We start from the raw sequence: 11,565 nt of genomic DNA on the forward strand, positions 1-11,565 counted from the left end.
ACGGCCGGGGCACCCGCCGGGTGAGACTGTCCTCGGACCGGGGCTCGGCCCGGGATCAGGTGAGGGAAGAGGACCTGTGAACATGACTGCGACACGGAGTCGGATACGGGGAGCGACGCAGGCCGCATGGCGTGGCCTCGTCCTGTCGGTCATCAGCCTGGCCGGGTCGGTGACCCTGTTCGTCCTGGCGGTGCTCTCGATCGTGTTCATCGTGCTGGGCATCGGCCTCGTCACCACGCCGTTCGTCCTGGAGACGGTGCGCAAGCACGCCAATCAGCGCCGGCTGTACGCGGCCACCTGGTCGGACGTCCGCATCCCCGTCCCGTACCGCGCCTCTCCGCCGGACCTGCGTACCGGGTTCACCGGGCAGGTGGAGCGGACGACGCTGATGCTGAAGGACCCGGCGACCTGGCGGGACCTCCAGTGGCTGCTGGTCGACATGACGGCCGGATGCGTGGTGGCCGTCCTCGCCTTCGGGCTGATGGCCTACCCGGTGGAGGGCTTCGTCCTGGCGGCGGGCCTGTGGCGGGTGTTCCAGGACAGCACGTACTGGTACGCGTTCGTACCGGTCTCCAGCCAGCTGACAGGTCTGGCCGCCGCCGCACTCGGCGTCGTGCTCTTCGCCGTGGGCACGAGGGCCGCCCAACCACTGCTGCGTGTGCACTTCCTGATGGCCCGTTCGCTGCTCGCTCCCACCCACGAGCAGGCGCTGGCGCAGCGCGTCGACCGGCTCACCGAGACGCGGCACGAGGCCGTCGACACGGCGGCGGCCGAGCTGCGGCGCATCGAGCGGGATCTGCACGACGGCGCGCAGGCCCGGCTGGTCGCGATGGGCATGAATCTCGGCACCATCGAGGCGCTCATCGAGAAGGACCCCGCACAGGCGAAGAAGATGCTGGCCATGGCCCGCGAGTCCTCGGCGGAGGCCCTCACGGAGCTGCGTGACCTCGTACGGGGCATCCATCCGCCGGTACTCGCGGAGCGGGGGCTCGGCGACGCGGTGAAGGCCCTGGCGCTGCGCCTGCCCGTCCGGTCGGAGGTGACGGTGGAGCTGGCCGGGCGCGCCGAGGCGCCCGTCGAGTCCGCGGCGTACTTCGCGGTGGGCGAGACGCTGACGAACGCGGTGAAGCACGCGGGTGCCGACCGCCTCTGGGTGGACATGCACCACGCGGAGGGCATGCTGCGGATCTCCGTCACCGACAACGGCCAGGGCGGTGCCGTCATCGGTTCCGGCTCCGGACTGCGCGGGATCGAACGCCGACTCGGTACATTCGACGGCGTACTGGCCGTCAGCAGCCCCGCGGGCGGTCCCACCATGGTGACCATGGAGATTCCTTGCGAGTTGTCCTAGCCGAAGATCTCTTCCTGCTGCGCGACGGCCTGGTGCGCATGCTGGAGGCGTACGACTTCGAGGTCGCGGCGGCCGTGGAGACCGGGCCCGAACTGACCAGAGCCCTCGCCGAGTTGAAACCGGACGTCGCCGTGGTCGACGTCCGGCTTCCGCCGTCGCACACGGACGAGGGGCTGCAGTGCGCTCTCGCGGCACGGCGGAGCCGGCCCGGACTGCCGGTACTCGTGCTTTCGCAGCACGTGGAGCAGTTGTACGCAAGGGAGTTGCTGGCGGACGGCGACGGTGGCATCGGCTATCTGCTGAAGGACCGGGTCTTCGACGCGGACCAGTTCATCGACTCCGTGCGCAGGGTGGCCGCGGGCGGCACGGCGATGGACCCGCAGGTGATTTCGCAGCTGCTGTCGCGGCGTGCGCGGGACGAGCCGATGGGGGGCCTCACGCCACGCGAGCGGGAGGTCATCGAGCTGATGGCCCAGGGCCGCTCGAACACGGCGATCGCCTCGCAGATGGTGATCACGGAGCGGGCGGTGGCCAAGCACACGTCGAACATCTTCGGGAAGCTCGGCCTGCCGCAGTCGGACGACGACAACCGCCGCGTCCTCGCGGTGCTCGCGTATCTGGACCGGGGGTAGGGGCCGGGGGCAGAGAACGGGGCCGCGCCGGCCCGGTGGCGGCGTAAGCCCCCGGCGCCCCGTCCGGTGGTTCAGCCCGTGAACCACCCCGCCGCGTCGAGACGGAACGCGCTCGCGGGCGCCATCGCGCGAAGGTCCGCCTCCAGCGCGGTCACGCGTTCGGCGCCGAGCGCCGCGACCCACTCCGCCCGGACGCGGTCGAACTCCCGGGCGGACCTGACGAGTACGTCGGTGCCGCGCGGGGTGAGCCGGACGAGCTTGCGGCGGCCGTCCCGCGGATCCTCGACGCGCTCCACGTAACCGAGCGCCTCCAGCTTCTCCACCGTCTTGCCGGCCGCCTGCTTGGAGACCCCGAGCCTGCGCCCGACCTCGCTGGCGCTCGCGCCGTCCCGCCCGACCGCCTGGAGGGCGAAGCCGTAGGCCGGCCGGACGTCCGGGTGACCGTGCGCCGCCAGCTCGCGGTGCAGCTCGTCGATGATCGACCTGAACCCCGCGAACAGCAGCAGCGGCAGCTCGAATCCCGCACCTCCCTCCGGTTCAGCCATTGCACATCTCGACAACCTGGTTTACCTTTTCGTCAATCACGTTGTCGAGTTTACGCCGAGAGGTACGCATGTCAGCCATCACCTCGTCCGTGTTCCCCGAGCACACCCTCGAAACCGCTCCCGCCGCCGCCCGCAGCGCCATGGAGACCGTGGCGAAGAAGTCCGGCTACCTGCCCTCCGCCGTCGCGCGGCTCGCCACGTCGCCCCAGCTGCTCGACGGCTTCCTGAAGATCAGCGCGATCTTCGAGTCGGCCACGCTGGACCCGCTCTCCCGCGAGGTGGTGATCATGACGATCGCCACCCGCAACGAGTGCCACATCTGCGTGGCGATGCACACGGCGAAGCTCACCGCGCTCGGCGCGGACGGGGAGCTGATCGCCGCGCTGCGCGACGTCCGCGCTCCGGCACTCGCCGACGAACGGCTGGAGGCGGTACGGCAGTTCACACTGGACGTCCTCGCGACGGCGGGCGCGGTCGACGACGCCTCCCTCGCGAACTTCCAGGCGCACGGGTACACCCCGCAGAACGCGCTGGAGGTGGTGCTCGGTATCGGCGCGTACACGATGTCCACGCTCGCGAACCGGCTGACCGGCGCGCCCGTGGACGCGCAAATGGCGTCGTTTGCCTGACAGTTGGTCATTCCGGATGATGCGCGAAGGCCGATTCCCATGAATTCCGCGACGGTCTGAACAGGGTCCCCGCGTGGCGCGTATGGAACGTCACGCTTCTCCCTCGAAGCAGAGGAGTTCCATGGGACGCACGTCGCGCAAGAAACGCAGCTCACTGGCCAATCGGGCGATCGCCGCCTCGGCCGCACTGATTCTGGGCGGAGGTGGACTGGTCGCAGTCAATGTCTACGCGAGCGCGGGAGAAGGATCGTCCGGCTCGCCTCCGGAACAGACCCGCAACGAGGGTCCCCGGATGTCCACCATCGACTGTCCGGACGTGGGGAACGAACTTCCCGACGTGCCCGAACAGGCACGCGGGGAGGTCGACCGCGAACTGGCGGCGATGGATACGCAGATCACCGACGCGTACCAGCAGTTCGCCGACCGGAAGGACCAGATCGCCCAGGACCCCGATCTCGCCGAAAACGCGGTGCTCGGCCCGCTCAGGGACAAACGGACGGCGAGCCTCGACCGTATCGGGATCGCCATCGAGCGCAGCGCGGACCGGCCGGAGGGACTGGCAGGGCTGGCCCCGTGCAGCCTCCGCGCGGACGACGCCGGAGCCGGAGCCGGAACCGACGGTGGTGGCGGCGAGGAAACCGGCACCGGGGACGACGACGGCCAGGACCAGGAGGACCAGGGCGGCCAGGACCAAGGCGGCCAGGACCAGGACCCGGGCGAGGACCCGGAGGCCCCCGACCAGGAGGGCAACGGCCCCGAAGCCTCCGACTTCGTCGATATCCAGTCGGTCCAGCCCAACGTCGAACGCCCCCGCCAGCGGCGGGGCGCCTCACGCGGTACGTTCACGACCGACTGCGGACGCAACGAGAACGGGAAATTCAACCCGGACAACGTCATCGTCGCGCCCGGAGTGAGCAATGGCGCTCACCATATGCACGATTACGTGGGCAACCAGGCCAACGACGCGTTCGCGAGCGACGACGACCTGGCCAGAGGTGCGACGACCTGTCGCAATCAGGGCGACAAATCGACGTACTACTGGCCAGTGCTGCGTCTGCAGAACGGCCAGGACGAGAACGACGTGGACGCCGACGGCGGCGGCAAGGACCAGAACGTCGGGGAGATCCAGACCCCGTCCCAGGTCACACTGAAATTCGTCGGGTCACCCAGCGGGAAGGTGACGGCCATGCCGCGATTCCTGCGGATCATCACCGGGGACGCCAAGGCATTCACCAATGGCGACGCGAACGCCAACGCATCCTGGAGCTGCACCGGATTCGAGAACCGGCAGCTGAAGGACAAGTACCCGATCTGCCCGGAGGGCAGCCAGGTGGTGCGCTCGTTCGCCTTCCAGAGCTGCTGGGACGGCCGGAACACCGACAGTGCGAATCACCGCACGCATGTGGCCTTCGCTCAGGACGACGGCAGTTGCCCGGCGGGATTCCGGGCCATTCCGCAGCTCGTGCAGCGCATCGTGTACGACGTCCCGCCGGGCCCCGGCTTCGCCGTCGACTCGTTCCCGGAGCAGCTGCACAAACCCGTCACGGACCACGGTGACTTCATCAACGTCTTCGGCCGCAACACGATGAAGAGGGTGGTGAGCTGCATCAACGACGGTCGCACCTGCCGCTGACCCGGTCGGCGGCACCCCCAGGACCTGCGCGGTCAGCTCCCGTGGTGACCGGAGTGCCCTTCCTCGCTCCCCCCACTGCCACTACTCCCCGAGTGGTGCTGCGAGGCGGTCTCCACCGTCCCCCCGAGCCGGCCGCGCAGCGCCGCGACCACCTCCGGGTCGCCCACCGCCACCCACCTCCGGCCGACGAGATACGAGCCGCCGTAATCGTTGGCCTCGTCGATCCACTCCCGCTGCCCACGGTCGGTGGCAAAGGTGGCCAGCACGTAACGCCCGTCACCGCTGCGGCAGTTGGCCTGCCGGAGCTCTTCCGCGTCGGTCTGCAGATTCGGCTCGCAGTGCGCCTTGGCGGCCAGTTGCTCCAGGGTCCCGGTCGCGGTGGGCGGCACCTCGCGCTCACCGTCACCGTCCGCCGCTCCCCCGCCGCACCCGACCAGGAGCAGAGCCCCGACGCACACGACGACGGCAGCCCGACGCCCCCGTCCCCGGCGCCGCTTCAGCTTTGTCACCATCCGCCCATCGTGCCCCGCGGCCCCCTCCCGGCGCGGCGGAACGGCGGATTCTTCACGGACGCGCGACGGCCAGACTGACCACGTAGGTCTCCTCGACCGTGCCGTCCGGAAAGGCACCGGCCAGCCGTTCGCGCTCCCCGGCGAAGAAGCCGAGCGCCACGTCCTTGTCCATCACCAGGAAGTCGGAGTAGCTGCCGAGGTTGGCGAGATGTACGTCGAGCGGCACCCGGCGGCTCCAGGACACCTGGCGGGTGGTCCATGCGAGTGCGGGTGGCAGATGACGGAAGCGGGCCCGGAAGTCGAGCGCGGTCCCGGCGCCGCCGAAGAGCCGTCGCAGCCGGGCGTCCTGGTCGGCGATCCACGGCACCCTCGGGTCCGAGTCGTTCCACCAGAGGGCGAGCGCACCACCGGGGCGCAGCACCCGGCGGGCCTCCGGGACCGACAGTTCCGGGTCGGTCCAGTGCCATGCCTGCGCATAGGTGAGGAGGTCGAGGGAGCCGGACTTCAGCGGGAGGCGGTTGCCGTCGCCCCGGACGAGGGGGACGCCTGGAAGGGCGCGGCGGAACTGCTCCGCCATACCGTCGCCGGGCTCGACGGCCGTCACCCGGGCCCCGCGCGCGTCCAGGAGCGCGGTGCCGAGGCCGGTGCCCGCGCCGATGTCGGCGACGCGCGCACCGGCCAGACCGAACCCGGCCAGGTCCTCGACGGCGTCCAGGAGGGCCGTCGGGTACGACGGGCGGTTCGCGGCGTAGTCGGCGGCGGCCGCGTCGAAGGATCGTGCGCGCGAGGTGGTCGTCATGGCTTCAGCATGGCGAGCCCCGGCCCGCCGCGTGGGCGAAACGGCGGAGGCGGGCGCATGGCCCCCTGCCCGCCCGGGATGCCGGGGTGACCATCCCACCATTCGCTCGTTCTGCTGAACATGCCTCCGCGTCGAGCAGTGCCGTCCTCCGTAGAGCGTCGCATGGTCGGGCCGGGTGATCCGGAGCGGGCGGATGCCGCGCTGGTCGAGCACTACGCCCGGCTGACCCGGATCGGTTATCTCGTGCTGCCGTCCTCGCTCGGGTGCAGCCGGCGGGTGCTGACGGCGCACCGGCTCGTCCAGCGGTCCCTGCCCCGGTCGCGTGGGGCCGGCCCGGGGGCCGGGCTGCCTTCGCCGCGCAGGCCCGAAGGGGCGGCCGTGATGGATCCGCGGTACGCGGATCTCCGGGTGCGGGTGGTGCGTGCGGCGCTGGAGGCCGGGCGGTCGTCGCGGGGCCGGCCGCGGCGGGTGCGGGGGGCGCCGTTCCTGCCCCAGGTGTGGGGGCTGCGGCTGTTTCCGCGCTGCGGCGGAGCGGACGAACTCGCGCTGGAGCAGGCGCTGTCCGCCGTTTCGGGGCCGTGCCGGGCCGCCCATGTACTGCGCGGTCTGGAAGGGCTCGCGGATGCCGAGGTGTGCCGGGTGCTCGCGGCCGCCGGGGTGGCGGACCCGGGTGCGGCGCTGGTGGAGGCCGACGCGGTGACGGCGCCCCACGCGTTGCTGGCCTCGACGGAGTTCGATCCCTGCTCGCTACAGGCGCGGCCCACCGATCTGTTGCTGAGGCGCCGGCGTGCGCGGGCCGCGCTGGCCGGGCTCGGAGCGCTGGTGGCGTGCGGGACGCTGCTGGTGATGCCGGGGGGCGGCTGGGGTCCGGACCGGTCCTCCGTACCCACGTACGCACGCAACCCGGCGGCCCGACAGGCCCTGGACCCGGCCGCTCTGATCCGGGTCCCGCCGACGTTCTGGCAGCGCTCGGCCCGTACCGACTTCACCGTCTGGCCCGCCCGCGGCGACCGCACGCGGGATTCCGAACTGTTGCGCCGGGCCCTCGCCGTCTGGGCGTTGCCGGGGCACGCCGACCGGTCCACCGCGACGCCCGGGACGCCCACGGGCCCTCCGATGGGGCCCCCGCACCTGCTGTACGCGGGCGTGGTCGACGAGGCCGCGGTGGTGCTGTTCCACGACGGGCTGCGCATCGTGCGGTACGCCGAGCCGAGCAACCCCGGTCAGGACCGGGGGGCCGTGCTGGACTTCGCCCGGGTCGACGGAGCGGACCCGGCGGGCTCGAACGCCCTGGTCGTGGGGCGCGCGCACGGCCGGGTCCGCTATCTGACGGCTCCCTGGGTGCGGTCGGTGGCCGTACGGGATCTGCTCGCACCGCGCGCGGCACCCCGTGCACTGCCCCGCGACCCCGACGGGGTGACCGGCCCGCTGGCCGGGATCGGCGACACCGCGGCGGGGTGCCGCTCCTGGGACGCCCTGGAGGTGCGGGACGCGGAGGCCGTCCGGCTGATGACCGATCTCGGGGAGCCGACTCCGGTCCGGCTGACGTCCGGGGCCCCGTCCGCCTCCCACGACGTGTCGGGACGCGGCGAGCGGGAGAGCTGGGCGCGCACCGCGTGCCTGCTGCCCGCCGTCCGGGCCGGGGGCGTCCGGTCGGTGAACTCCTGGCTGTTCGCGCACCAGCCGCTGCCCGAGAACAGCGGGGCCGCGCGATGGCTCTGCGTCCGTGCGGAGACCTGGCGGGGTACGGGGAGCCGGGTCCTGGCCGAGTTCCGCGATCCGGCGGCGCCGGCCGCCCCGGGGGCGGTCGCGGCGCGTGCCGAGGACTCTCCTGCCTGCGGCCCGCGCGAGCCGCAGGTGCTGGCGGGTGTGCTCTGGAAGTCGGCGGGCGGGCGATGGTACGTGGTGGCGGCGGGCTCCCGGGAGTTCGCCTCGCTGTCCACTTCGGGGGGCGTGGTGGGCAGCTCCCCGGGCCGCCTGCTGACCGTGCCCGCGCGCGCCGGTGACCGGGCCGAGCTCAACGGGCTGCTGGCGGACGGCCGCAGAGTCGGCTCCCTCCGCTGAGGGGCTGCGGCCCGTGGTCGCGCAGGAATTCGCCGCACACCCCTGTCCTCCTCGCTTACCCGTCAGTACATTGACAGCATGTCTAACACGCAGCCAGCGGCGGTCGCGTCGGAGCGGATTCCGCTCAAAGCCCGGAAGGTCTCCTTCGACTGGGAGAAGACGCCTCTCCACTGGGTGCCGGGCGATCCGTTCACCGCGCACACCATCAACGTGCTCCACCTGCTCCTCCCGGCGGGGGAACGGTGGTTCATCCATGTGTACCGCCAGGTGCTGCCGTACATCCACGACGAGCAACTGCGCCAGGACGTCATCGGGTTCATCGGCCAGGAGGCCGTGCACTCCCAGGCCCACGACGACGTACTGCCGCATCTGAAGAAGCTCGGACTCGACCCGGCCCCGTACACCGCGCAGATCGACTGGTTCTTCGAGAAGCTGCTCGGCGACAGGACGCTGCCGCCCGGCCGGGCCCGCACGTGGTGGCTCATGGAACGGGTCGCGATCATCGCGGCGATCGAGCACTACACCGCCTTCCTCGGCGACTGGATACTCAACGCCGAAGCGCTCGACCGGCGCGGAGCCGATCCCACGATGCTGGATCTGCTGCGCTGGCACGGCGCCGAGGAGGTCGAGCACCGCTCGGTCGCCTTCGACGTGTTCATGCATGTCGACGGCGGGTACCGGCGGCGGGTTCGCACCTGGGCGACCGCGTTCACCGCGCTCGTCTTCCTCTGGCAGCGCGGCACCCGGTTCTTCATGGAGAACGACCCGAGCCTGCTCGCCGGCAAGGCGTCCTTCAGGGAGTTCCGGGCGAGCGGCAGGAAGGGCACGCTGCCCAGCACCGGCTCCATCGCCCGCTCCATCCCCACCTATCTGAGCCGTGCGTACCACCCCTCGCAGGAGGGCAGCACGGCCCAGGCCGTCGACTACCTCTCCCACTCGCCCGCGGCCCTGGCGGCCGAGGCCCGGATGCAGGGAAGGAACTGAGACATGGCCCTTCCCCGTCTGCGTACCCTCGTCGTGGTCACCGGAGCCGCCCTGCTCGCCCGGCGGGCGATGCGCCGCCGCATCGAGGCGTCACCGCTGTGGCCCATGCCCGCTCTGGCGGAGCCGGTCTCGGGCTACTCCGAGCGGCGCTCCACCACCACCCGGCCGTTGCTGATCACCGAGCGGGACGAGGTCGCCGACGGGGTCGTACGGCTCCGGCTGGCGGGCGACGACCTGCCGGCCTGGCGGCCCGGCGCCCATCTGGACCTCGTGCTTCCGTCCGGCCTGGTGCGGCAGTACTCGCTCTGCGGGGACCCCGGCGACCGGGACGCGTACACCGTCGCGCCGCGCCTCGTCGAGGACGGCCGGGGCGGCTCGCGCGAAGTCCACGCCCAGTTGCACGAGGGCACGGAGGTGCGGGTGCGCGGGCCGCGCAACCGCTTCCCGCTCGTCGAGGCCCCCTCCTACGTGTTCGTGGCGGGCGGCATCGGCATCACTCCGATCCTGCCGATGCTGCGGGCCGTCGCGGCGTCGGGCGCCGACTGGCAGCTGCTGTACGGGGGGCGTACCCGCGCCTCCATGCCCTTCCTCGACGAGATCGAGAAGCTCGGCGCGGACGGCGGCCGGGTCATCGTGGTACCGGAGGACGAGGCGGGCCACCCCGACGCCGCCGCGGCGCTGGCGGGGGCGGCGGCGGGCACGGCGGTCTACGTCTGCGGCCCCGGGCCCCTGATGGACGCGGTCGCCGCCGCGCTCCCCCAAGGCTGCTCCTTCCACCTCGAACGCTTCACCGCCGCCGGCACGGACCCTTCGTCGACGGCCTCGATGTCATCGACGGCCTTCGAGGTGGAACTGCGCCGCTCCGGAAGAACCGTTCCGGTAGCGGCCGGCCAGTCGGTCCTGGCGGCCGTGCGCGAGGAGCTCCCGTACGTCTCGTACTCCTGTGAGCAGGGATTCTGCGGCACCTGTCAACAGCGCGTCCTGGAGGGCGAGATCGACCACCGGGACGAACTGCTGACGGACGCGGAACGCGAGGACTCCATGCTGCTCTGCGTCTCGCGCTGCCGCGGTGCACGGCTGGTCCTCGACCTCTGACACCTCCGACGCCCCCGGGCCCCGGCTAGGCTGACGGCATGACGACCGGGGTGCGGCGCAGGATGGGCGTCGAAGAACGCAGACAGCAGCTGATCGGCGTCGCGCTGGAGTTGTTCAGCCACCGCTCCCCCGACGACGTGTCGATCGACGAGATCGCCGCTGCCGCCGGTATCTCACGGCCGCTCGTCTACCACTACTTCCCGGGAAAGCAGAGCCTGTACGAGGCGGCGCTCGGCCGGGCCGCCGACGAGCTGGCGGCCCGCTTCCTGGAACCGCCCGAGGGGCCTCTCGGCGCCCGGCTGCTCCGGGTGATGGGCCGGTTCTTCGACTTCGTCGAGGAGCACGGCCCCGGCTTCTCCGCGCTGATGCGCGGCGGTCCCGCGGTCGGCTCCTCGACGGCGAACGCCATGATCGACGGGGTGCGGCAGGCCGCGTACGAGCAGATCATCTGCCACCTGGGCGTCCAGGACCCGCCCGCCCGGCTGGAGTTGGTCGTGCGCTCCTGGGTTTCGCTCGCCGAGTCGACGGCCCTGATCTGGCTCGACGGACGGCGCATCCCACGGTCCGAGCTGGAGATGCAGCTCGTGCACGACTTCGCCGCGCTGGCCGCGGTGAGCGCCGCCTACGACCAGGAGATGGCCGGCGTCGTCCTGCGGGTGCTCGCCCAGGAACCGGTGGACGGCCCGTTCGGCGACCTGCTCACGCGCCTGTCGACGCTGGCGCCGTCCGTACCGTCCGTGCCCCCGCAGCGAAGGCCGTGACGCGGCTCCTGGCTCAGTTCTTCCGGTAGGACGGGTCGAGCTCACGGGTCTCGGCCGACGCGTGCACCACCAGGTCGTCGGCGGTCTTCAGATATCCGGCCAGCAGCACGAGGACGGCCTCGGTCAGCCGCAGCTTGGTCTCCGGCGTACGGCCGGACAGCAGACCGATCGAGATGTGCACGATCGCGTCCCCCTCAGGCGCCTCCCCGACGACTGACTCCTCCACCCGGCGGAACCGGGTCTTGCAGTTGGGGACCTTCGTGGTGACGGTCTCGGCGACCAGCGGGTGCAGGGCGAGCGCGAAGCCGCGGCGGTCGAAGGTGTCGTCGAGTTCGGCGGAATAGTCGACGGTGATCTGCGGCATCAAGCGCTCCTGTGTACGGTCCGGCCGGTTGTCGGACCTCAGCCTTGCGGTGACCCGGGGGACAGCACAAGCCCGGCCGCGGGGGGGGGGCCCGGGGGGGGGGGGGGCGCCCCGCCGGGGGGGGGGGGGGGGGGGCGCGGCGGCGGCGGGGGCCGGGGGCCCCGCACGCCGGGGGGGGGGTGGGGGGGGGGCGGAG

General features: G+C 72.1%; 12 protein-coding genes. 8 read left to right on the forward strand and 4 right to left on the reverse strand.

The genetic code is table 11. The features are described from left to right. Window positions 1–82 precede the first annotated feature (82 nt). Window positions 83–1,351 (forward strand): sensor histidine kinase, encoded by a 1,269-nt coding sequence (locus ACFWSK_RS18350; protein ID WP_383786967.1) that lies wholly within the window; start codon window positions 83–85, stop codon window positions 1,349–1,351. Next, window positions 1,336–1,983 carry a LuxR C-terminal-related transcriptional regulator gene (locus ACFWSK_RS18355; RefSeq protein WP_383786970.1) on the forward strand — a complete coding sequence of 216 codons (648 nt, stop codon included), beginning with the start codon at window positions 1,336–1,338 and terminating at the stop codon, window positions 1,981–1,983. Before ACFWSK_RS18350 ends, ACFWSK_RS18355 begins: the two co-directional genes overlap by 16 nt. A 71-nt stretch (window positions 1,984–2,054) precedes the next feature. Here the strand turns inward: ACFWSK_RS18355 and ACFWSK_RS18360 are convergent, their stop codons facing one another. Further along, window positions 2,055–2,528, reverse strand: coding sequence for a MarR family winged helix-turn-helix transcriptional regulator (locus tag ACFWSK_RS18360; protein ID WP_383786973.1), 474 nt, complete (start codon window positions 2,526–2,528; stop codon window positions 2,055–2,057). 68 nt (window positions 2,529–2,596) lie between these two features. On the opposite strand from ACFWSK_RS18360, the gene ACFWSK_RS18365 reads away from it, so the two are divergent. Together ACFWSK_RS18365 and ACFWSK_RS18370 are read left to right on the forward strand one after the other, a co-directional pair. Next, entirely contained in the window at window positions 2,597–3,157 is a 561-nt protein-coding gene (locus tag ACFWSK_RS18365; protein ID WP_383786976.1) for a carboxymuconolactone decarboxylase family protein, read from the forward strand. Window positions 3,158–3,278: 121 nt separating this feature from the next. Then, the gene (locus ACFWSK_RS18370) at window positions 3,279–4,790 is read left to right on the forward strand and encodes a DUF1996 domain-containing protein (protein ID WP_383786979.1); all 1,512 of its coding nucleotides are present in this window, start codon (window positions 3,279–3,281) and stop codon (window positions 4,788–4,790) included. Window positions 4,791–4,822: 32 nt separating this feature from the next. Here ACFWSK_RS18370 and ACFWSK_RS18375 read toward each other — a convergent pair whose 3' ends face one another. Together ACFWSK_RS18375 and ACFWSK_RS18380 are read right to left on the reverse strand one after the other, a co-directional pair. Beyond that, complete coding sequence (locus tag ACFWSK_RS18375; protein ID WP_383786982.1) at window positions 4,823–5,302, reverse strand: hypothetical protein; 480 nt, start codon at window positions 5,300–5,302, stop codon at window positions 4,823–4,825. Window positions 5,303–5,354: 52 nt separating this feature from the next. Continuing rightward, complete coding sequence (locus ACFWSK_RS18380; RefSeq protein WP_383786985.1) at window positions 5,355–6,101, reverse strand: class I SAM-dependent methyltransferase; 747 nt, start codon at window positions 6,099–6,101, stop codon at window positions 5,355–5,357. 120 nt (window positions 6,102–6,221) lie between these two features. Between ACFWSK_RS18380 and ACFWSK_RS18385 the strand changes: the two genes are divergently transcribed. From ACFWSK_RS18385 to ACFWSK_RS18400, 4 genes are all read left to right on the forward strand, one after another. Then, window positions 6,222–8,165, forward strand: coding sequence for a hypothetical protein (locus ACFWSK_RS18385; RefSeq protein ID WP_383786989.1), 1,944 nt, complete (start codon window positions 6,222–6,224; stop codon window positions 8,163–8,165). A 78-nt stretch (window positions 8,166–8,243) separates the two neighbouring features. Next, window positions 8,244–9,149 carry a metal-dependent hydrolase gene (locus ACFWSK_RS18390; protein ID WP_383786992.1) on the forward strand — a complete coding sequence of 302 codons (906 nt, stop codon included), beginning with the start codon at window positions 8,244–8,246 and terminating at the stop codon, window positions 9,147–9,149. 3 nt (window positions 9,150–9,152) lie between these two features. Next, window positions 9,153–10,244, forward strand: coding sequence for a PDR/VanB family oxidoreductase (locus ACFWSK_RS18395; protein ID WP_383786995.1), 1,092 nt, complete (start codon window positions 9,153–9,155; stop codon window positions 10,242–10,244). 38 nt (window positions 10,245–10,282) lie between these two features. Beyond that, window positions 10,283–11,005, forward strand: a complete 723-nt coding sequence (locus ACFWSK_RS18400; protein WP_383786998.1) for a TetR/AcrR family transcriptional regulator — start codon at window positions 10,283–10,285, stop codon at window positions 11,003–11,005. Between the two features lie 13 nt (window positions 11,006–11,018). Here ACFWSK_RS18400 and ACFWSK_RS18405 read toward each other — a convergent pair whose 3' ends face one another. Then, complete coding sequence (locus ACFWSK_RS18405) at window positions 11,019–11,369, reverse strand: 5-carboxymethyl-2-hydroxymuconate Delta-isomerase (RefSeq protein ID WP_383787001.1); 351 nt, start codon at window positions 11,367–11,369, stop codon at window positions 11,019–11,021. Window positions 11,370–11,565 lie beyond the last annotated feature (196 nt).

It is taken from the genome of Streptomyces sp. NPDC058620 (genome assembly GCF_042717135.1).
Lineage (GTDB): Bacteria > Actinomycetota > Actinomycetes > Streptomycetales > Streptomycetaceae > Streptomyces.

Coding starts and splice junctions, on each gene's coding strand:
- ACFWSK_RS18360 (WP_383786973.1), bottom strand. CDS start 2,528: ATGGCTGAACCGGAGGGAGGTGCGGGATTCGAGCTGCCGCTGCTGCTG.
- ACFWSK_RS18390 (WP_383786992.1), top strand. CDS start 8,244: ATGTCTAACACGCAGCCAGCGGCGGTCGCGTCGGAGCGGATTCCGCTC.
- ACFWSK_RS18380 (WP_383786985.1), bottom strand. CDS start 6,101: ATGACGACCACCTCGCGCGCACGATCCTTCGACGCGGCCGCCGCCGAC.
- ACFWSK_RS18375 (WP_383786982.1), bottom strand. CDS start 5,302: ATGGTGACAAAGCTGAAGCGGCGCCGGGGACGGGGGCGTCGGGCTGCC.
- ACFWSK_RS18350 (WP_383786967.1), top strand. CDS start 83: ATGACTGCGACACGGAGTCGGATACGGGGAGCGACGCAGGCCGCATGG.
- ACFWSK_RS18405 (WP_383787001.1), bottom strand. CDS start 11,369: ATGCCGCAGATCACCGTCGACTATTCCGCCGAACTCGACGACACCTTC.
- ACFWSK_RS18400 (WP_383786998.1), top strand. CDS start 10,283: ATGACGACCGGGGTGCGGCGCAGGATGGGCGTCGAAGAACGCAGACAG.
- ACFWSK_RS18395 (WP_383786995.1), top strand. CDS start 9,153: ATGGCCCTTCCCCGTCTGCGTACCCTCGTCGTGGTCACCGGAGCCGCC.
- ACFWSK_RS18370 (WP_383786979.1), top strand. CDS start 3,279: ATGGGACGCACGTCGCGCAAGAAACGCAGCTCACTGGCCAATCGGGCG.
- ACFWSK_RS18365 (WP_383786976.1), top strand. CDS start 2,597: ATGTCAGCCATCACCTCGTCCGTGTTCCCCGAGCACACCCTCGAAACC.
- ACFWSK_RS18385 (WP_383786989.1), top strand. CDS start 6,222: ATGCCTCCGCGTCGAGCAGTGCCGTCCTCCGTAGAGCGTCGCATGGTC.